Here is an 18,542-nt window from a genome sequence, read left to right as displayed (position 1 = left end):
AAACGTAACCGAGTTCCCAGCGAGAATCATGAACGTTTTGCCGAATATCGGCGTGGTCGTGCAGGGCGCGCCGGGGGCCACTAAACTCGACCAGGGCGTTAATACCCAGACAGCCCGAGGAAAGGTTTTGCGCAGCATGCATGCAGTCGGTATCGACATTGGTGGCACGAAGATCGCGGGTGCGGTTGTAGACGAGCAGGGCAACATTGTGGCAGCCCGCCGAGTACCCACCGACGCGTCGGACGTGAAGAGCATCGAGGACGCCGTTGTCGCGATGGTAGAGGACCTGCGCCAGGAGTTTGAGGTGGCCGCCGTGGGCGTCGCCGCCGCCGGCTTCATCGACGCCGCCCAGTCGGAGATCTACTACGCACCGAACCTGGCGTGGCGCAACGAACCCTTCCGTGACAAGCTGCAGGCGCGAATCGACCTGCCCGTGATCATCGAGAACGACGCCAACGCCGCCGGCTGGGCCGAGTTTGTGCACGGCGCCGGCGCACTCACCAGCGACATGGTCATGCTGACCATCGGAACCGGCGTGGGTGGTGCGGTTGTGCTGAACGATCGCCTGCTGCGCGGCGGGTTCGGCGTGGGTGGCGAGCTGGGCCACATCCGCCTGATCCCCGACGGGATCCAGTGTGGCTGTGGTGTGCACGGCTGCTTTGAGCCCTACGGCTCGGGCCGCGCCCTGCAGCGCTACTGCGAGGAGATCGCGGACACCCAGGCCGACGGCATCGGCGCCGAGCTGGCCCGCGTGCGCGCCGAGAACGGCGGCGAGCTCAACGGCACGCTGATCTCCCAGCTGAGCCAGGCCAAGGATCCGGGTGCGCTGGAGGCCCTGCGCATCCTCGGCACCTACATCGGCACCGCGGCCGCCTCGCTGGGCGCCGTGCTGGACCCGCAGCTCTTTGTGATCGGCGGCGGCGTCGCCCAGGCCGGAGAGGACCTGCTGGGCCCGATCCGCGAGGCCTATCGCGCCCACCACCCCGCTCACGGTTTCCACCCCGAGGCCACCTTTGTGATCGCCGAGCTCGTGAACGACGCCGGTGTCGTGGGTGCCGCGGACATCGCCCGCCGCTATGCCGAGGGTATCCCGGCCTAGTCAGCGCGCGCTGCGACGTGCACCCGGGAGCAATTGCTTCCGGGTGCACGTCTGTTTTGAGCCCCACGCGCTATGCTCGAACGATCCGGCAACCGAAATAAGGTCCCCATGTTTTATCGGTTTATGAAGCTGTTCATCATCGCCCCCATCCTTAAGCCCCTCTTCCGGGTCTGGGTTGTGGGCGCCGAAAACGTGCCCACCCACGGTGCCGCGATCCTCGCCAGCAACCACCTCTCGGTGGTGGACTCGATCTTTTTGCCGCTGTATCTGCGCCGCCGGGTCACCTTCCTGGCCAAGAGTGACTACTTCACCGGGAAGGGCCTCAAGGGCTGGCTGGTGAAGCACTTCATGCTGGCTACCGGGCAGCTCCCGATTGACCGCTCGGGAGGCAAAGCGTCCGAGGCGGCGCTGAACACGGGTCTGCGTGTGCTCTCCGAGGGGGATCTGATGGCGATCTACCCCGAGGGAACCCGCAGCCCGGACGGGCGCATGTACCGCGGACGCACGGGTGTGGCCCGGATGGTCCTGGAGTCCGGAGTCCCGGTGATCCCGGTCGCGATGATCGACACCGAGAAGGCACAGCCGCTGGGTAAGGCCCTGCCGCGTCCGCGTCGGCTGGGCATCATCATCGGTGAGCCGCTGGACTTCAGCCGCTTCGAGGGAATGGCCAGCGACCGTTTTGTGTTGCGTTCGGTAACCGACGAGCTGATGAGTGAAATGCAGCGATTGAGCCGTCAGGAGTATGTAGATGTGTACGCCACGACGATGAAAAACAAGACCGCCTCAACTACCCGCTAGGCTGGGTATCGCTGGCCCCAATCGGTCGGCCAGGTAAGACATCAACAACAGATATAGGAAGTGCCGTGGGAAATCCATTAGAGCCGGTTGTGCAAGCAGATGACGCTGTGATTGCCGGGCTGGACTATTGGCGCGAACTTCCGATCAAGCAGCAGCCAAACTGGCCGGACAAGGACGCCGTCGCGCGTGCCTCGGCCACCATTTCGACCCTGCCTCCGCTGGTGTTTGCCGGCGAGGTAGACGTGCTGCGTGATCGCCTGGCCGCCGCCGCGAGCGGTCACGCCTTCCTGCTCCAGGGTGGCGACTGCGCCGAGACCTTTGCCGGGGCGACCGCCGACCAGATCCGGGACCGCGTTCGTACCCTGCTGCAGATGGCTGTTGTCCTGACCTACGGTGCCTCGATGCCCGTGGTCAAGATGGGCCGCATGGCCGGTCAGTTTGCCAAGCCGCGTTCGAGTGATGACGAGACCCGCGATGGCGTGACCCTGCCCGCCTACCGCGGCGACATCGTCAACGGGTACGACTTCACCCCGGAGTCGCGCACCGCGAACCCCGAGCGCCTGGTGCAGGGCTACCACACCGCCGCGTCCACGCTGAACCTGGTGCGCGCCTTCACTCAGGGCGGTTTCGCCGACCTGCGCGAGGTGCACCGCTGGAACCAGGGCTTCGCCGCCAACCCGGCCAACGCTCGCTACGAGAAGCTGGCCAAGGACATCGACCGGGCCATCCGGTTCATGGAGTCCGCCGGGGCTGACTTCGACTCGCTGCGCGGGGTGGAGTTCTACACCGGTCACGAGGGTCTGCTGATGGACTACGAGCGTCCGATGACCCGGATCGACTCGCGTACCGGAACCCCGTACAACACCTCCTCGCACTTCATCTGGATCGGCGAGCGAACCCGTGAGATCGATGGTGCACACGTCGACTTCCTCTCGCGCGTCCGCAACCCGATCGGTGTGAAGCTGGGACCCACCACGAGCGTGGACGACATGCTGCGCCTGGTGGACAAGCTGGACCCCAACCGCGAGCCGGGTCGTCTGACCTTCATCACCCGGATGGGTGCGGGCAAGATCCGCGACGCCCTGCCCCCGCTGCTGGAGGCCATCAAGGCCTCCGACGCGACCCCGCTGTGGGTCACCGACCCGATGCACGGCAACGGCTTCTCAACCCCCAACGGCTACAAGACCCGTCGTTTCGACGATGTGGTGGACGAGGTCAAGGGCTTCTTCGAGGCGCACCGTCAGGTGGGCACGTTCCCCGGTGGTATCCACGTGGAGCTGACCGGCGACGATGTGACCGAGTGCCTGGGTGGTGCCGAGCACATCGATGAGGCCGACCTGGCGACCCGCTACGAGTCGCTGTGTGACCCGCGTCTGAACCACAAGCAGTCCCTCGAACTCGCGTTCCTGGTGGCTGAGGAGCTGGCCGCGCGCAACGCGTAGTCCGCTCAGAAACGGCGATGGCCCACGTTCCCTCGGGAACGTGGGCCATCGCCGTTTTCGGGCCGCACACGGCCGCAGGAGCACCCCTACCGGCGGCGGTCGCGTGCCCCGCGGCGCTGGATCCACTTGGCGGCCAGTCCGCCACCGATAATAACCAGGGCGTAGCCCACCAGGATCAGCCAGGACCAGTCATCGGGCACCACGTAGGCGAGCCCCCACAGCGCCAGCAGCGCGGCCACGCCAACAATCAGGAGCGTTCGAAAGCGGCGCATGGGTGTGGCCTAGAAGTTGGCCTGGATGGTTACGGCGGCGCCGCGCTTAATCTTGGTTCCGCCGGCGGGGTCGGTTCCGGCCACGGTGAAGGAGTCGCCCAGCAGATCGGCCACGGCCTGGGGGATCCCCGACTTCACGGTCACGGTGAACCCGGCGTCCTCCAGGGCCTTCTTAGAGGCCTTGACCGGCTTACCGGTGACGTCGGGGACGGCGACCAGGTCGGGACCCAGCGAGACCACCAGGGTCACCGTGCCCCCGACATCGGGGACCACGCCGGCGCGCAGCTCGCTGACCGCGATCACATTCCCCGCGGGGACCGTGTCACTAAACTCGGTCTTATTTTCGCTGGCCACCTGGAGTCCCACCCCGGTGAGCGCGCTGCGGGCGGCATCCTCGGAGAGTCCACTCACCGGGGGAATCGGCCCGGCGGACACCGAGAAGTCGAGGGTCTGACCCCACTGGGTTTCCCCACTCTCGGTGATGTCGGTACCACCCACGCTGACTCCCAGAATGTTGCCGGCGGCAACCTTGCTGGAGTAGTGCTTGGTGATCGTGCCCTCGGTGAGGTTGTTCTCGGCGAGAACCGGGCGCAGCTCTTCGAGGGACTTGCCACCCAGCGCGCCGAGGGACACGTTCTTGAGGCCCAGGGACACGGTGATCTTCACCACCCGGTCCTTATCGATTCGGGTCGGCCCCGCGGGGTCGGTGGCAATGACGGTATCGGCGGGCACGGTGAGGGAGTATTCCTCGGCCCGCTCGGTCTTGATCTCAGCTTTTTTCAGGGTGTCGAATGCCTCCGCCGCGGGCTTACCCACGAGGTTCGGGACATCCAGCAGCCCGCCCGGGCCAAATCCGAAGTACCAGCCGGCAGTTCCGGAGCCGATGCCCAGAACGAGCACCAACAGGAGCACCCACCAGCCGCGCTTAGCGCGACGGTTGGAGCGTACGCTGAGCGCCGAGGTCTGATCGTGCGGATCCACCGGTCCGGTGCGCACGCTCGGCGAGGTGAGCACGCGGGTCACATCGGCACCATCATTGGCCCCGAGCAGAGCCGGAAACACGGTGGTGGCCACGGCGGTCGGGGTGGGGGGTGCCGGAGTCGAGTGGGACAGTCCCAGGTGGCGCTCCACCTCGCGCAGCCGTTCGAGCAGCTCCCCGGCATCGGTGGGGCGCTCCTCGGGCTCGCGCTCGGTGCACCACAGCACCAGGTCATCGAGATCCGCGGGGACCTGGGGGACCTTGGCGCTGGGCCGCGGTACCGACTCGTTGGCGTGCTGGTAGGCGATCTGCATCGGCTGCTCGCCCTGGTAGGGCTGCTCACCGGTCAGCATCTCGTACATCATGATGCCGAGCGCGTAGATGTCACTGCGGGCGTCGGCCTCACCGCGGGTCACCAGCTCGGGGGAGAGGTAGGCGATCGTACCGAGCAGGGCCTGGCCGCTGCCGGTCTGCGCGGTCACCGCCCGAGCGAGCCCGAAGTCACCGATCTTGATCCGGCCATCATCGGCCAGTAGCACGTTTTCGGGTTTGAGGTCACGGTGCACGATGCCGCTGCGATGGGCGGCAGCGAGGCCACTGGTGACCGCATCCATGATGTCGATGACCTGGCGGGCCGTGAGCCGGCCGTGATCACGCAGCAGATCGCGCAGGGTAATGCCCGGCAGATACTCCATGACCAGGTAGGCCATATCGGCATCCTGGCCCTGGTCAAACACGCTCACCACGTTGGGGTCGGCCAGCCGGGCGGCCGAGCGAGCCTCCTGAATGAAGCGGTTTTTGAAGTTGGTGTCGTCGGAGAGGTGCCCGTGCATCACCTTGAGCGCGACTCGGCGCTCCAGGCGCAGGTCGGTGGCCAGGTACACGGTGGCCATGCCGCCACGGGCGATACGCGAGCGCACCTGATAGCGGTCATCAATCAGACGACCGATCAGGGGATCGGGAAGTGGGCTGGACGTCACGGGTCAAGTTTACGGTCAGAGCTGCGTGGACCCTGTACAAAACGCCTTGTGGCGCGGTGTGGCGGCCCGAAATCGCCCTATCGGATGATGTTTCTGCGTCGCTGAACGCCGGGATTCGGGGTTTTTGGGCAAAAAGTGACCGCGTGTCGCGTTCAAAGTGGGCTCCCGGGGGCCACGCGTGTAAGACTTGTGGGGTGACCGATGTATATGCACAGCGTGAGTGGCTCGCAATGCCCGAGCTGGTAGAGATCCTTGACCAGACCCCGAGCCGGATTCGCCGGTTGATTGAGGACAAGCACCTGCTTGGAATCAAGCGAAACGGTGTCCTGAGTGTCCCCGCGGACTTCCTGAAGGACGGTGAACCGCTGGTGCACCTGCGCGGAACCCTGTTCCTGCTCGAGGATGCCGGCTTCAGCACCGAGGAGGCCATGGAGTGGCTGCTCTCCGAGGAGGAGACCCTGGGAGTGGCCCCGATTGATGCGCTGATCTCCGGTCGGAAGACCGAGGTACGGCGCATCACGCAGGCCCTGGCCTAACCCCAGACAACACACCGCCGCGCACCCCATGGTGCGCGGCGGTTTTGTGTGTGCGGGCTAGGCGGTGCGGCTGCTCATTTTGAGGGCCAGAGCATCCAGGGCCGCCGTGGCCTCCTCGCCGAGTCCGGCCTCATCCAGCACCGCGCGGCCGGTGGCGACACTCTCGGCGATGATGGTCTCCAGCGCGGCCACCGCGCCGGTCTCGTGCATCAGGGTCTGCAGGGCGAGGATTTCCTGATCGCTCAGATCCGGGTTGCCGATCTGCGCATCGAAGCGAGCCCGCTCGGCCTCGGGCAGCTCGCGCCGGGTCAGCGCCACCAGCAGGGTGCGCTTGCCCTCGCGCAGATCATCGCCGCTGGGCTTGCCGGTGACCCGAGCATCCCCGAAGACACCAAGAATGTCATCCCGCAGCTGGAAGGCCGTTCCCACGCTCAGGCCGTAGGCGCGCAGTGCGGCCAACTGGGTTTCCGACCCGCCGGCGACACTTGCCCCCAAAGCGAGGGGCACCTCGACGCTGTACTTGGCCGACTTATAGGTGAGGATCTGGCGCGCCCGGGTGATCAGCTCCTCATCGGAGTGGCCAAACCAGGCGCTCTCCTCGAGGACATCGAGATACTGTCCGGCGGTCACGTCGGTGCGCATGTTTTGGTACTCGGCTCGCGCGGCCGCATCGTTCTCGCGGGGGAGCGCGGCGAGGGTGTTGTACATCAGCTCGTCGCTCCAGCTGAGCAGCATGTCGCCAAAGAGGATCGCCGCGCCACGCCCGAACGTCGAGTGATCCCCACGCCAGTTTGCCTCGGCCGAGAGGGCTTCGAAGCGGCGGTGAATGGCCGGTTCTCCGCGGCGAGTGTCGGAGTTATCCAGGATGTCGTCGTGGACCAGGGCGGCCGCGTGGAAGATCTCAAGCGCCGCGCCCACACCCAGGATGATGTCGCGGGCGGCGGGTTCGTCCAGGATCACCGAGGGATCGCTCGCGCGGACACCGTGCCAGCCCCAGTAGGCGAAGATCGCTCGAAAACGCTTGCCTCCGCTGAGGAATTTCTGGGAGTACGTCGAGAACGTGGAGAGGTCGGGGGCAATCCGCGCCAGAATGGATTCATGCTCGATCAGAAACTGATCGATGCGGAGCTGGAGCTGGTCACGGAGGTGCTCGGTTTCGTTCACGCGTCTAGCTTAGCTTTCCCTGGGCGGCTAGAGTGAGAGGGCGCACTTGCGCATTAGGTTGATGGAGGAGGCGATCGGAATGCCGCTATCCGAGCAGGAGCAGCGTCTTCTTGACGAGATGGAGCGTAGCCTGTACGGGCATGACGCAGATTTTGTGTCGACCGCGGGCAGTAAACGTGGGCGTCCGAGTTACCGCAGCATCGCGCTGGGCGCGCTGCTGGCAATCGTCGGAATTGGCGGATTGATCGTCGCGGTAATGCTGAAACAGCCACTGTTTGGGATCGTCGGCTTCGCCGCGATGCTCGCCGGTGTGCTGGTGGCCATTACCCCCTCCAAAAAGGCGGCACCAACCGCGGCCCCCTCGGGTGAGTTCTTCGCCCAGCCGGCCAAGGCCAAGGGTGGTTCATCTTCCTCCCCGTCGAGCTCCTTTATGGATCGCTTGGGGGAACGCTGGGATCGTCGCGACGGCGGCGAGCAGTAGCTCTCAAGAATTTATTGACATGGGTCACCCTTCGGGGTGGCCCATGTTTGTTTGTGCGGTTCGTGTCGCATTGCTCCACATCCCTCCCCGTGGTTCTCCACCCTCCTCCCCGGAGCCCTCCACGCCCCTCCACTTGTGCTGTGGAGGGTATTTTTTTGCCCAAATTCCGGCCTATACCGGCACATAGACTCGCTGAGCGGATTTAACGCTCCATTTCCCTCCACTTTCACAGGTCGCGTATTTACTGGGCTCTCGGCGCGTTAAATCGAAAAATTAGGTTTGGTTCCTAGGAAAGTGGTAGGGGGTGGAGTAAAGTGGGGGCAAGCGGTGGATGTCGTCCGATCGGGGGAGGGAGCTGGAGACATGTTTCTCGGTACCTATGCCCCGAAGTTGGATGAAAAAGGCCGCCTGATCCTGCCGGCCAAGTTTCGTGAGGAACTCGCCGGCGGGGTGGTGATGACCCGTGGCCAGGAACGCTGCATCTACGTGTTCAGTACTCGAGAGTTCGAGGACATGCACACCAAGATTCGGCAGGCCCCGGTGACCAGTAAGCAGGCCCGCGACTATCTGCGTGTGTTCCTCTCGGGGGCGAGCGCGGAGACTCCGGACAAGCAGAACCGCATCACGGTTCCCTCGGCGCTGCGTAACTATGCCGGGTTGAGCCGCGAACTCACCGTCATCGGTGCGGGTAGCCGCGCCGAGATCTGGGACACCGAAGCCTGGGAGGCCTATCTGGCCGAGCAGGAAGCGGCGTTCGCCGACACCGCCGAGGAGGTGATTCCGGGACTGTTCTAGTCCCTGCACCCCGACCCCCCGCCGTTCATCCACGTGCCGACGCCCCTTCCCTGGCGGCGGGACGGAGCGGATGGGGATCAGGCCCCAGGGATTGCCCATCGGGCACCGGAAGAAAACACTATGGAACTCGACAAGATTCATACCCCCGTACTCCTCGAGCGTTGTCTCGAGCTGCTCGACCCCGCGCTGGCAAAGCCCGGGGCCTGGGCGATTGACGCGACCCTCGGCATGGGTGGGCACTCGCTCGCCATGCTGACCCGCTACCCGAACCTCAACCTGATCGGTTTGGACCGCGACCCGCAGGCGTTGGAGATTGCCGGTACCCGGCTCGCTGCCGTGGCCGACCGGGCCCACCTCGTGCACACCGTCTATGACGGCATCGAGGGCGCCCTGGAAAGCGCTGGGGTCTCCGGCGTGGACGCGATCCTGTTTGACCTCGGCGTCTCCTCGCTCCAGCTGGACCGCGCCGAGCGTGGTTTCTCCTACGCCCAGGACGCACCGCTGGACATGCGCATGGACGGCACCAGCGAACTGACCGCCGAGATCATCCTGGCGACCTATCGCGAGGGTGATCTGCGCCGCATCTTCGAAGACTTCGGTGAGGAAAAGCTCGCCGGTCGCTACGCTCGGGCGATCATCGCCGCGCGCAATGAGGCCCCGATTACCCGCTCGGGTCAGCTCGTGCAGATCCTGCAGGATGCAACCCCGGCCGCGGTCTCCCGCAACGGCCACCCGGCCAAGCGTGTGTTCCAGGCCCTGCGGATCGAGGTCAACACCGAACTCAGCGTGCTGTCCGCGGCCATTCCCGCCGCGCTGGACGCGCTGAATGTGGGAGGACGCATCGTGGTGCTGTCCTATCAGTCCCTCGAAGACCGCATCATCAAGCGTTTGTTTGCCAAGGCCACGGCGTCCACCGCGCCGGCCGGTCTGCCCATGGAGCTGCCCGAACACGCGGCACGCTTCCGGCTCCTGGTTCGTGGCGCCGAGCTTGCCTCGGACGCCGAGATCGAAGAAAACCCCCGCGCCAAGCCGGTCCGGCTGCGCGCGGCAGAACGAGTACGTGAGGGCTGATCATGAGTGAAAACCTGGCACGCAACGATTTCGCGTGGGACGTTACCGCCGCACCGGTCGAGGCACCCGAGCGCGGCCGGGAACGGCCGCTGCGCGCGGTCTCCCCGGGCACGCGTACCCGCGCTCAGGCCAAGCCCAAGCTGCTCTATGCGTTTATGGCGCTGGGAGCCATCGGCGCGATTGTGCTGACCCAGATCCTGCTCAGCGTGGGCCTCAGCCAGGGCGCCTATGAGCTCAATGCCCTGCAGAAGGAGCACCGTGAGCTGGGCTGGCAGAGCCAGTCGATCGGCACCGATCTGGCCGCGATCTCCTCGCCGCAGTACATTGCCGCCAACGCCCAGGCGCTCGGCATGACCTTCGGGGGCACCCCCGCCTATCTCTCGCTGAAGACCGGTGAGGTGACCGGCACTGCCGCGGGCACCGGTCCGGTTAAGCAGGTCCCGGCGAACTCGATTCAGAACTCGATGATCCAGGGGGCGCCCATCGCGACCGCCGGGGGAGATGTTGTGATCAACTCGGGCGCGGCAAACGCTCCCGCGGGCCCGGCCAACGTATCGTTGGACGCGGGACTTCCCTCACCGAAGACCCACTAGTTTCACGCGGCAACCTCGGTTATCGCGCGGGCCTCGCCCGCACCCACCGGTTCGCGTAGCCCACGCTGCGCGAACCGGTACCGTGTCGTCATCCTCGCCCTCCGCCTCGGGGGACGCAACTGAGGAGAAAATGTTCCAGGTGTTTGCATGACCTCATCGGCAATGTCCACCAGGCGGCGACTCGTCGCGGTCCTGATCGTGGTGGCCCTGATCCTGGCCGGGTTTGTTGCCCGGCTGGTTGATATCCAGGTGGTGCGGGCCGAGAGCCTGGTCGCCGACTCGCTGGAGAAGATGGGTGGATCCAGCACCATCTACGCGCCGCGCGGAAACATCGTGGATGCCAACGGCGCGGTGCTGGCCTCCAGCATCGCCCAGTTCGAAATCACCACCTCGCCGAAGGACGTCAAGGCCTTCGACCGTAAGGACGGCAAAAAGACCGTCAAGATTTCGACCCAGCAGGCCATTGCCGACATTGCCGGGGTCCTCGAGGTTGATCCCGCGACCCTGCAGGCCAAGATCGACGATGCCCTCGCCAAGAACAAGGACGCGGCCTATGCGCTGCTGGCCGAAAAGGTCAGCTACGATCAATTCGCCAAGATCCGCGCCATGAACATTCCCTGGCTCTACATCCGGCAGACCTTCGGCCGGGTGTACCCCAATGGGGCCGTCGCTGGAAACATCGTGGGCTTTGTGGGAGCCGACAACCAGGGCCAGGCCGGGATGGAGCTCAGCGCCGAACAGTGCCTCGAGGGCACCGATGGGCGTCAGCAGTTCCAGCAGTCCAAGGACCGTGTGCCCCTGCCTGGCACTACCGAGACGGTGACCGAGGCCAAGCCCGGTGGCACCCTCCAGCTCACCCTGGACAAGGACCTCAACTGGACCCTGCAGCAGCTAGTAGCCTCGCAGGTGGCCGACACCAAGGCCGAGTACGGTATCGCGATGGTTACCGAGGTCAAGACCGGCAAGATTCGCGCGATCGCCGAGGCCCCCAGCGTGGATCCCGGCAACGTGGATGGCACCCCGGCGGAATTCCGTGGATCCCGCGCGTTCCAGGTTCCGTTTGAGCCCGGTTCGATTTTTAAGCCGCTGACCGCCGCGATGCTCGTGGATGCCGGCCTTGCCGACCACAACTCGCAGGTTGTGGCACCCTACCGGTACCACCCCAAAAACGGCGCCAGCATCAAGGACGCCCTTCCGCATGAAGACGAGCGCCTGACCCTGAGTGGCGTTCTGCAGCAGTCCTCCAACACCGGGTTGAGCATTCTCGGGGAGAAGATGCCCGACGATCAGCGCTACGAGTACCTGAAGAAGTTCGGGATCGGTCAGTCCACCGACATCAAGTTCCCCGGACAGTCCTCGGGTGTGCTGCACCCCGTGGATAAGTGGGACAACCAGACCAAGTACGTGACCATGTTCGGTCAGGGTCTGTCTACCACCGCTGTGCAGATGGCCCAGATCTACCAGGGCATCGCCAACGACGGTGTGATGAAGCCGCTTGAACTGGTGGAGGGCTGCTCCTACCCCGACGGCACCGTAACCGATGCCCCTGCCAAGACCGACGGCGAGCGGATCCTCTCAGCGAGCGCCGCCAAAGAAACGATCGGTATGATGGAGACCGTGGTTACCGACGGATTCCTTGCCGACCAGCTGCGCATGCCCGGGTATCGGGTCGCGGCGAAGTCCGGTACCGGTGAGCAGTTCGTTGATGGCCAGCTGCAGACCACGTTCGTGGCCTCGATGGCGGGCATGTTCCCGGCGGACGACCCGCAGTATGTGGTCACCGTCCACCTGAAGTCTCCGCTGACCTACCGCTCCTCGGCCGCGGCCGCTCCGCTGTTCAAGGAGATCGTCGCCCAGGTCATCAAGAAGTACGGCATCCCGCCGTCGACCACCACCCCGCCCGGTTGGAAGGGCACCTACTAACACGCGCCGCCCGCACCCCGAGGCAAACGGGGGTGCGGGTCAGACTCAACACGGCCACACCCCGGTTCGTGTGCACGAAAGATCGTAAACACCATGATTGCTTTGACCCTCACCGAGATCACCGAAATTGTTGGAGGTGAACTCCACAGCACCCCCACCACGCTCTCGGCGTCCGACACCGTTTCGGGTCTCGTCGACACCGATTCACGGCTGATCCAGCCCGGCGATATCTTCGTGGCCAAGCCCGGGGAGGTCACCGACGGACATAACTTCGTGGGCACTGCCCTGGCTGCCGGTGCCGCACTCGCGCTGACCGAGCGCGTGGTGGATGAGGACATCGCCCAGATCGTGGTTGCCGACGTTGTGGTGGCCATCGCCGATCTCGCCCGTGCCGTGGTCGCCCGGGTGCGAGCAGCGGGGGACCTGAAGGTGGTCGGGATCACCGGCTCCAACGGCAAGACCACCACCAAGAACATGCTGAACGCGATCCTCTCGGCTCAGGCTGAGACCGTGGCCCCGCGTGCCTCCTTCAACAACCACGTGGGAGCGCCGCTGACGATCCTGCGCACCACCTATGACACCCGCTTCCTGATCATCGAGATGGGCGCGAGCCACGTGGGCGACATCGCCCGCCTGGTCTCGATTGCCAAGCCCGATGTGGGCATCGTGCTCAAGGTGGGCCTGGCCCACGCCGGCGAATTTGGTGGTGTGGAGCGCACGGTTTTGGCCAAGAGCGAAATGGTTACCGAACTGACACCTTCGGATGTGGCCATCCTGAACGCCGATGACTATCGGGTCATGGGCATGGCAGACAAGACCGTCGCCCGGGTGCGTACCTTCGCGATGGACACCGACCAGGCGACCTTTGGTGCCCGCGGTGTGGAGAGCACCCGTACCGGCACCGACTTTGTGCTGCACACCGAATCCGGTGCCGAGTATCCGGTTCACCTGCGCATCCTCGGCGAGCACCACGTGTACAACGCGCTGGCCGCGCTGAGCGCCGCCGACGCGCTCGGGATCGCACTCGAGGACGCCATTGCGGCGCTGGGTACCCTGGCCCGCGCCGAGCGCTGGCGGATGGAGGTCCTGGGTGGTCGTGACGACGTCACGATCATCAACGACGCCTATAACGCGAGCCCCGATTCGATGGCCGCCGCGATCCGGACCCTGGCCCAGATCACCCCGCGAGACCGGCGAACGGTCGCGGTTCTGGGCGTGATGACCGAACTCGGTGAAATCGCCGGAGACGAGTACGACCGTATTGCATTGCAGCTGGTCCGCCTCAATATTTCCCAGCTGGTGGTGGTGGGTCAGGCAGCACGCCGCCTGCACATAACCGCCATCAATGAGGGCTCGTGGGACGGGGAGTCGGTATATTGTGAGGAGGCAGATGCGGCGTTCGAGTATCTGTCCACCGCGATCCGGCCCGGAGACACGGTGCTTGTTAAGTCCTCCAATTCGGCGGGGCTGCGACTACTCGGCGACCGACTGGGAGAATTTTTCACGTGCTAGCACTGCTCTTGGCCGTTGTCCTATCAATGGTCTTCTCCCTCACGCTGACCCCGGTCTTTGTGAAGCTGTTCCATAAGCTCCAGTGGGGTCAGTTCATCCGCAGTGATGGACCCCAGTCGCACCACTCCAAGCGGGGAACCGCCACGATGGGTGGCATCGTCATCATCATCGGCACCCTGTTTGGCTACTTCATTGCCAAGCTGGTCACCGGGGAGGCCATTTCGGTTTCCGCCCTGCTGGTGCTCTTTATGATGGTGGGCCTCGGCCTCGTGGGCTTCACCGATGACTTCCTCAAGGTCCGCAAGCAGCAGAGCCTGGGCCTCGGTGGATGGTCCAAGATCGCCGGGCAGCTGGTGGTAGCCGTGGCCTTCGGAATCATGGCGATCAACTTCGCCAACTCCAACGGCGTCACCCCCGCGAGCACCGCGATCTCCTTCACCCGGGATCTGAACTTCGACCTGATCTTTGCCGGTCCGTTCATCGGATACGCGCTCTACCTGATCTGGACCTCCTTCCTGGTGGTGGGAACCTCCAACGGGGTGAACCTCACCGACGGCCTGGACGGTCTGGCCACCGGTGCCACCATCCTGGCACTCGGCTCCTACATCATCATCGGGTTCTGGCAGTTCAACCAGTCCTGCTTCAACCCGGCCCTCGCCGCCGACGTGGTGCACAAGTGCTACAACGTGCGGGACCCGCTGGACCTGGCCATTGTTGCCGCCGCTATTGCCGGCGCGCTGATCGGCTTCCTCTGGTGGAACACCTCGCCGGCCGACATCTTCCTGGGTGACACCGGTTCGCTCGCCCTCGGTGGTGCGGTGGTGGCCCTGGCCATCCTGACCCACACCGAGCTGCTGCTGATCCTGATCGGTGGTCTGTACGTGATTGAGGCCGGATCGGTCATCATCCAGCGGGCCTACTTTAAGGCCACCCACGGCAAGCGCATCTTCCTGATGTCTCCCATTCATCACCACTTCGAACTCAAGGGCTGGGCCGAGGTTACCGTGGTGGTCCGCTTCTGGATCGTCGCCGGACTGCTGTGCGCAGCCGGTGTCGGAGTGTTTTACCTCGAGTGGTTCTACCGCTAGGCCAAGAAAGAACGTATGACTGCATCGCTTGATTCCCTCAACAGCTGGTACTCGGACTGGAAGGGCCTGCGGGTCGCGGTCCTGGGCCTCGGTAAAACCGGATTCTCGGTGGCCGATACCCTGACCGAGCTCGGAGCCGAGGTTCTGGTACTGGCCGAGTCGGCCGAGAGTGACCTGGCCCGCCTGGTCCCGGTGATCGGGGCAACCCTGTACACCGGAGACCTCGGCTCGGTTCCCGCGGAGCTGAGTGCCCACAACGCAGACCTACTGATCGTGTCCCCGGGCTTCCGCCCGGACCACCCGCTGGTGCGCTGGGCCGCCGAGACCCACGTCCCCGTCTGGGGCGACATTGAGCTGGCCTGGCGAGTGCGCGATAAGGTCGGGACCCCGGCCGAGTGGATCCTGGTCACCGGAACCAACGGCAAGACCACCACAACCCAGCTGACGGCCTCGATGATTGCCGCCCAGGGGTTCAAGGTTGCCCCGTGTGGAAACATCGGTGTGCCGGTCCTGGACGCCGTGCGCGACCCCGAGGGATTCGACTTCTTTGTGGTGGAGCTCTCCAGCTTCCAGCTGCACTACCTGGCCGTCCAGGCAGGGAAGACCCCGCTTGAGCCGATTTCCGCGGTGTGCCTGAACATCGCCGACGATCACCTCGATTGGCACGGTGGGCTGCAGAGCTACATCGCCGCCAAGGGGTTCGTCTACGAGAACGTGGCCAACGCCTGCGTGTACAACAAGGCCGATGTGGTGACCGAGGAGATGGTTCGCGCGGCCGATGTCCGTGACGGTGCCCGCGCCATCGGATTTGACCTCGGTGTGCCCGGACCCAGCGATGTGGGTGTGGTGGAGGGGATCCTGGTGGATCGCGCCTTCCACGAGGACCGCCACCACTCGGCCCTCGAACTGATCACCGTCGAGGACCTGGCCAAGCGCGGCCTGGGTGCCCCGCACCTGGTTGAGGACGTGCTGGCCGCCAGCGCCCTAGCCCGCTCGGTGGGGATCACCCCCGAGTCGATCAACACCGCGCTGTCGACCTTCCGCGCGGACGCCCACCGGGTGGAGTCCATCCTGGAGGCCCACGGTATCCACTGGATCGATGATTCCAAGGCCACCAACGCCCACGCGGCGCGCGCCTCGCTCGGTGCCTTCGGCTCCGTGGTCTGGATTGTCGGTGGGCTGCTTAAGGGTGCCCACCTCGATGATCTGATCACCGACTTCGCCCCGCGCCTGCGCGGAGTGGTCCTGATCGGGGCCGAGCGGGACGAGTTGCGGGACGCGTTCGCGCGACACGCCCCCGAGGTGAGCCTGGTTGAGGTCACGGCAGCGGAAACTGGAGATGTCATGCCGCAGGCGGTCGAACTGGCCGCCGAACTGGCGCAGGAGGGCGACACCGTTCTGCTGGCTCCGGCCGCGGCATCGATGGACCAGTTTGTGAGCTACGCCGATCGTGGAACCCGCTTTGCGGCCGCGGTCATCGAGAAGTGGGGAGGAAGCGCCAGTGGACTCTCCGGTGAGCACACCGCAGGATAAAACCACCGCCCGGGTGAGTGTGGGCAAGCTGTTTTCCCCGCAGTCCTCCACCTACTACCTGCTGCTGGGCACCACGATCTTCCTGGTGCTGATCGGCCTGGTTATGGTCCTCTCCGCCTCGAGCGTGGACTCCTGGCTGGACGATAAGGGCTTCTTTGGGGGGTTCTGGAAGCAGGCCACCTTCGCGGTGATCGGGATTCCGCTGATGCTGATCATCAGCCGGTTCAGCCTGGAGTTCTGGAAGAAGTGGGCGTGGGTCCTGCTGGGGATCACCCTGATGCTGCAGCTGCTGGTCTTCACACCGCTGGGTATCGAAGACGGTGGTAACCGAAACTGGATCTCCCTGGGTGTCTTTACCGCTCAGCCCTCCGAAGCCGTCAAGCTCGCGCTGTGTATCTGGCTCGGCGTGGTCCTCGGCCGCAAGTACAACATGCTGGATAACTGGCGTCACGTGGTGATCCCGGTGGTTCCGGTGTCGATCGTGGCTCTCGGGCTGGTCCAGCTGGGCCACGACCTCGGTACCGTGATGATCATGGCCGTGCTGGTGTTTGGCGGCCTGTTCTTTGCCAACGTCAAGCTGCGCTACCTGGCCGTGCCGATTTTGTTGGCCGGTGTGGCCGTGATTTTCTTCGTGATGACCAGCCAGAACCGTACCGACCGCATCGGCTCGTTCCTGGAGGAGGGCTGCGCCGACTATAACGGTCTGTGCTGGCAGCCCCTGCACGGCACCTGGGCGCTGGCCAACGGTGGCGTGTTTGGGCTGGGCCTCGGTAACTCGCGGGAGAAGTTCTCCTGGCTGCCCGCGGCCTCCAACGACTACATCTTTGCCATAATCGGTGAGGAGCTCGGCCTGATCGGCGCGATCGTGGTCCTCGCCCTCTTTACCCTGCTGACCATCGGCTTCATCCGGGTGATTCGCTCGGCCACCGACCCGATGGTGCGCATCACCACGGGTGCGATCCTGGTGTGGATCGTCGGCCAGGCCCTCGTGAACATCGCGGTGGTGCTGCGTCTGTTGCCGGTTCTCGGTGTGCCACTCCCGCTGCTCTCCCAGGGTGGTACCGCGCTGATCACCTCGCTTGCCGCCATCGGAGTGGTGCTATCCTTCGCCCGGGGGCAGTCGCAAAATAACATGCGTGAGGCGTCCGTCGTCTCCGCCCAGAAATCGGAGTAATCCATGACCAACTACCTTCTCGCCGGAGGTGGAACCGCGGGCCACGTGAACCCGCTGCTCGCCACCGCGGACGCCCTGCGTGCCCGCGATCCCCAGGCTCAGATCTTTGTTCTGGGAACCAAGGAGGGACTCGAGGCGCGCCTCGTCCCCGCCCGCGGCTATGAGCTGCTGACCATCGAGCGTCTGCCCTTCCCGCGCCGCCTCAACGGTGCCGCCTTCAGCTTCCCCGCCCGCTTCCGCCGAGCCGTGGGGGATGTGGAGCGGATCATCCGCGACCGCAACATTGACGTGGTGATCGGCTACGGCGGCTATGCCTCCGCGCCCGCCTACCGCGCGGCCAAGCGCACCAAGACCCCACTGGTCATCCACGAGGCCAATGCCAAGCCGGGCCTGGCCAATAAGGCCGGTGCTCGCTACACCGATCACATCGGTGTTGCCTTCCACGGCACCCGGCTGCGGGGGAGTAGCTATGTGGGCATGCCGCTGCGCAGCGAGATCGTGAACCTCGAGCGCGACAGCGCCCGGGCCGAAGGCTATGAGCTGTTTGGTCTGGATCCGAAGCTGCGCACGCTGCTGGTCACCGGTGGTTCCACCGGTGCCCGCAAGCTCAACCAGACCATCGCCTCCTCGCAAGAGCAGATTGTGGCCGCGGGCTTCCAGATCCTGCACATCGTCGGTGGACGCTCCGACCTGCGCGACACCGGCGCCCCCAGCTACCGGGTGATCGAGTACTGCGACCGAATGGACCTGGCCCTCGCCGTGGCCGACTTCGCCGTCTCGCGTGCCGGAGCCGCGACCGTGAGTGAGATTTCGGCGCTGGGTATTCCCGCCGCCTACATTCCCTACCCGGTGGGTAACGGCGAGCAGCGCTTCAACGCGGCCGACGCCGTGCGTGCCGGCGGTGCGCTGCTGGTTAATGACGCCGACTTCACCCCCGCGTGGGTGCGCGACACGCTGATCCCGCTGCTGGGTGACCGAACTCGCGTTCAGGATATGGCTGTACAGTCGCGTCTGATGGGCAGCCTGGACGGGACCGAGCGCCTGATCGCGGTGATCGATGAGGCCGTGGCCGAGGGTTAGTCCCGGCCGCACACATATTTAC

At 65.0% G+C, this 18,542-nt stretch carries 17 protein-coding genes; 14 read left to right on the top strand and 3 right to left on the bottom strand.

Features of this window, described 5'->3' with window-relative positions; genetic code table 11:
* The first annotated feature begins 136 nt into the window (after positions 1-136).
* The 3 genes from D9V34_RS06170 to D9V34_RS06160 all read left to right on the top strand — a co-directional run bounded on the left by D9V34_RS06170 (position 137) and on the right by D9V34_RS06160 (position 3,339).
* Positions 137-1,099, top strand: a complete 963-nt coding sequence (locus tag D9V34_RS06170) for an ROK family glucokinase (RefSeq protein WP_121687991.1) — start codon at positions 137-139, stop codon at positions 1,097-1,099.
* Positions 1,100-1,207: 108 nt separating this feature from the next.
* The gene (locus tag D9V34_RS06165) at positions 1,208-1,897 is read left to right on the top strand and encodes a lysophospholipid acyltransferase family protein (protein ID WP_030143309.1); all 690 of its coding nucleotides are present in this window, start codon (positions 1,208-1,210) and stop codon (positions 1,895-1,897) included.
* Positions 1,898-2,004: 107 nt separating this feature from the next.
* Positions 2,005-3,339, top strand: a complete 1,335-nt coding sequence (locus D9V34_RS06160; protein WP_121688462.1) for a class II 3-deoxy-7-phosphoheptulonate synthase — start codon at positions 2,005-2,007, stop codon at positions 3,337-3,339.
* An 86-nt stretch (positions 3,340-3,425) separates the two neighbouring features.
* Here the strand turns inward: D9V34_RS06160 and D9V34_RS06155 are convergent, their stop codons facing one another.
* Both D9V34_RS06155 and pknB read right to left on the bottom strand, forming a co-directional pair.
* Positions 3,426-3,611 carry a hypothetical protein gene (locus D9V34_RS06155; RefSeq protein WP_121687990.1) on the bottom strand — a complete coding sequence of 62 codons (186 nt, stop codon included), beginning with the start codon at positions 3,609-3,611 and terminating at the stop codon, positions 3,426-3,428.
* 9 nt (positions 3,612-3,620) lie between these two features.
* Complete coding sequence (pknB, locus tag D9V34_RS06150; protein ID WP_121687989.1) at positions 3,621-5,570, bottom strand: Stk1 family PASTA domain-containing Ser/Thr kinase; 1,950 nt, start codon at positions 5,568-5,570, stop codon at positions 3,621-3,623.
* 194 nt (positions 5,571-5,764) lie between these two features.
* On the opposite strand from pknB, the gene D9V34_RS06145 reads away from it, so the two are divergent.
* The gene (locus D9V34_RS06145) at positions 5,765-6,106 is read left to right on the top strand and encodes an Rv2175c family DNA-binding protein (RefSeq protein WP_030143313.1); all 342 of its coding nucleotides are present in this window, start codon (positions 5,765-5,767) and stop codon (positions 6,104-6,106) included.
* A 57-nt stretch (positions 6,107-6,163) separates the two neighbouring features.
* Here D9V34_RS06145 and D9V34_RS06140 read toward each other — a convergent pair whose 3' ends face one another.
* Positions 6,164-7,270 carry a polyprenyl synthetase family protein gene (locus tag D9V34_RS06140; protein ID WP_121687988.1) on the bottom strand — a complete coding sequence of 369 codons (1,107 nt, stop codon included), beginning with the start codon at positions 7,268-7,270 and terminating at the stop codon, positions 6,164-6,166.
* A 79-nt stretch (positions 7,271-7,349) separates the two neighbouring features.
* On the opposite strand from D9V34_RS06140, the gene D9V34_RS06135 reads away from it, so the two are divergent.
* The 10 genes from D9V34_RS06135 to D9V34_RS06090 all read left to right on the top strand — a co-directional run bounded on the left by D9V34_RS06135 (position 7,350) and on the right by D9V34_RS06090 (position 18,520).
* The gene (locus D9V34_RS06135; RefSeq protein WP_121688461.1) at positions 7,350-7,751 is read left to right on the top strand and encodes a DUF3040 domain-containing protein; all 402 of its coding nucleotides are present in this window, start codon (positions 7,350-7,352) and stop codon (positions 7,749-7,751) included.
* Between the two features lie 363 nt (positions 7,752-8,114).
* Positions 8,115-8,546, top strand: a complete 432-nt coding sequence (gene mraZ / locus D9V34_RS06130; protein WP_030143316.1) for a division/cell wall cluster transcriptional repressor MraZ — start codon at positions 8,115-8,117, stop codon at positions 8,544-8,546.
* Between the two features lie 120 nt (positions 8,547-8,666).
* Entirely contained in the window at positions 8,667-9,617 is a 951-nt protein-coding gene (rsmH, locus tag D9V34_RS06125) for a 16S rRNA (cytosine(1402)-N(4))-methyltransferase RsmH (RefSeq protein ID WP_121687987.1), read from the top strand.
* A gap of 2 nt (positions 9,618-9,619) precedes the next feature.
* The gene (gene ftsL, locus D9V34_RS06120) at positions 9,620-10,210 is read left to right on the top strand and encodes a cell division protein FtsL (RefSeq protein ID WP_121687986.1); all 591 of its coding nucleotides are present in this window, start codon (positions 9,620-9,622) and stop codon (positions 10,208-10,210) included.
* Between the two features lie 147 nt (positions 10,211-10,357).
* The gene (locus tag D9V34_RS06115) at positions 10,358-12,133 is read left to right on the top strand and encodes a peptidoglycan D,D-transpeptidase FtsI family protein (protein ID WP_121687985.1); all 1,776 of its coding nucleotides are present in this window, start codon (positions 10,358-10,360) and stop codon (positions 12,131-12,133) included.
* 93 nt (positions 12,134-12,226) lie between these two features.
* Positions 12,227-13,645 (top strand): UDP-N-acetylmuramoyl-tripeptide--D-alanyl-D-alanine ligase, encoded by a 1,419-nt coding sequence (locus D9V34_RS06110; RefSeq protein WP_121687984.1) that lies wholly within the window; start codon positions 12,227-12,229, stop codon positions 13,643-13,645.
* A complete protein-coding gene (mraY, locus tag D9V34_RS06105; RefSeq protein ID WP_121687983.1) occupies positions 13,639-14,733 on the top strand; it encodes a phospho-N-acetylmuramoyl-pentapeptide-transferase in 1,095 nt (364 codons plus the stop codon). The genes D9V34_RS06110 and mraY overlap by 7 nt, the downstream gene beginning before the upstream one ends.
* 15 nt (positions 14,734-14,748) lie before the next feature.
* Positions 14,749-16,266 carry a UDP-N-acetylmuramoyl-L-alanine--D-glutamate ligase gene (gene murD / locus D9V34_RS06100; protein WP_121687982.1) on the top strand — a complete coding sequence of 506 codons (1,518 nt, stop codon included), beginning with the start codon at positions 14,749-14,751 and terminating at the stop codon, positions 16,264-16,266.
* Positions 16,247-17,440: a putative lipid II flippase FtsW gene (ftsW, locus tag D9V34_RS06095; protein ID WP_245991930.1), complete on the top strand. Its 1,194-nt coding sequence runs from the start codon at positions 16,247-16,249 to the stop codon at positions 17,438-17,440. Before murD ends, ftsW begins: the two co-directional genes overlap by 20 nt.
* A 3-nt stretch (positions 17,441-17,443) precedes the next feature.
* Complete coding sequence (locus D9V34_RS06090; protein WP_121687980.1) at positions 17,444-18,520, top strand: UDP-N-acetylglucosamine--N-acetylmuramyl-(pentapeptide) pyrophosphoryl-undecaprenol N-acetylglucosamine transferase; 1,077 nt, start codon at positions 17,444-17,446, stop codon at positions 18,518-18,520.
* The last annotated feature ends 22 nt before the right edge of the window (positions 18,521-18,542 follow it).

The organism is Mycetocola lacteus (assembly GCF_003667575.1).
Lineage (GTDB): Bacteria > Actinomycetota > Actinomycetes > Actinomycetales > Microbacteriaceae > Mycetocola > Mycetocola lacteus.
The sequence above is the reverse complement of the archived record's forward strand: the minus strand, read 5'-3'. Positions and strand labels throughout refer to the sequence as shown.

Bases quoted from the DNA above. Each gene is read 5' to 3' on its own strand.
- D9V34_RS06115 (WP_121687985.1), top strand. From the start codon at position 10,358: ATGACCTCATCGGCAATGTCCACCAGGCGGCGACTCGTCGCGGTCCTG.
- murD (WP_121687982.1), top strand. From the start codon at position 14,749: ATGACTGCATCGCTTGATTCCCTCAACAGCTGGTACTCGGACTGGAAG.
- mraZ (WP_030143316.1), top strand. From the start codon at position 8,115: ATGTTTCTCGGTACCTATGCCCCGAAGTTGGATGAAAAAGGCCGCCTG.
- D9V34_RS06165 (WP_030143309.1), top strand. From the start codon at position 1,208: ATGTTTTATCGGTTTATGAAGCTGTTCATCATCGCCCCCATCCTTAAG.
- D9V34_RS06110 (WP_121687984.1), top strand. From the start codon at position 12,227: ATGATTGCTTTGACCCTCACCGAGATCACCGAAATTGTTGGAGGTGAA.
- D9V34_RS06090 (WP_121687980.1), top strand. From the start codon at position 17,444: ATGACCAACTACCTTCTCGCCGGAGGTGGAACCGCGGGCCACGTGAAC.
- D9V34_RS06155 (WP_121687990.1), bottom strand. From the start codon at position 3,611: ATGCGCCGCTTTCGAACGCTCCTGATTGTTGGCGTGGCCGCGCTGCTG.
- D9V34_RS06135 (WP_121688461.1), top strand. From the start codon at position 7,350: ATGCCGCTATCCGAGCAGGAGCAGCGTCTTCTTGACGAGATGGAGCGT.
- D9V34_RS06170 (WP_121687991.1), top strand. From the start codon at position 137: ATGCATGCAGTCGGTATCGACATTGGTGGCACGAAGATCGCGGGTGCG.
- rsmH (WP_121687987.1), top strand. From the start codon at position 8,667: ATGGAACTCGACAAGATTCATACCCCCGTACTCCTCGAGCGTTGTCTC.
- ftsL (WP_121687986.1), top strand. From the start codon at position 9,620: ATGAGTGAAAACCTGGCACGCAACGATTTCGCGTGGGACGTTACCGCC.